A 964-nucleotide genomic window follows, 5' to 3' on the forward strand; every position below is an offset into this window, starting at 1 on the left:
TCAGACGGCCTTGAAGAGGAAACCGGATTCGTTTGGGACGGCAGCCACCTCTTACAGGAAATCCAGCCAGACGGCAGGTATACCTATATCTACACCAATCCCGACAGCTACGAACCTTTGGCACAGGTACACAACTGGACCAACGAAGAAGGCGAAAGCGGCCAACAGACCCACTACTTCCACTGCGACCAAATCGGTATCCCAAGAGAGATGATCGATAAAGACGGCAACCTGGTTTGATTCGGCAACTACACCGGCTGGGGTCGTCTGAAAGAGGAAACCAAGGTAACAGATACTGCATACCAACCCTTCCGCCTGCAAAACCAGTATTGCGACCTTGAAACTGGGCTGCATTACAATTTCTTCAGGTATTACGAGCCTGAAGTAGGTCGGTTTGTGAATCAGGACCCGATTGGGTTGGAAGGTGGGGATAATCTTTATCAATTTGCACCTAATACCCAAGTATGGGTCGATTGGTTAGGTTTAGCTGGAGTTAATATGAATTTATTTCCAAGTAATGAAGACATACACTCTTATGCTCAAAAAGTTGCCAATAAACCAAATACTTTCCAGGTAGGAGGGCATGGTAATCCTTCATTGATGGTAGATGGGGCTACAGGTGAAAGATTAGATGCTAAAAAATTAGCATCGAGAATTAAAAAAGATCCTAACTATAAATCAGGTATGACGGTTGAGATCTTATCCTGTAATACAGGAAAAGGAGCAAACCCTCTTGGACAACAACTTGCTAATGAATTAAATACTACAGTTAAAGCACCAAATGAATATCTTTGGTTTTCAAGTAACGGGAAATTAACACCGATGGGAATGAAGGCTGATCGCTCGCAAGATACAAGCAAACCAGGCACCATGAGGATCTTTACTCCTCAAAGTAAAAAATAAGTAAGGAACGTGATAACTATGGAAATACTGAAAAATTTCTTAATTTTATTTTTGTTATCAA

The 964-nt window shown here is 42.2% G+C and carries 1 pseudogene; it reads left to right on the forward strand.

The features are described from left to right. Positions 1 to 489: pseudogene (locus ACTHSX_RS10440) on the forward strand (RHS repeat-associated core domain-containing protein); the annotation flags it as partial. Between the last annotated feature and the right edge of the window lie 475 nt (positions 490 to 964).

The sequence above is a fragment of the Neisseria sp. P0014.S002 genome (assembly GCF_051958295.1).
Lineage (GTDB): Bacteria > Pseudomonadota > Gammaproteobacteria > Burkholderiales > Neisseriaceae > Neisseria > Neisseria flavescens_B.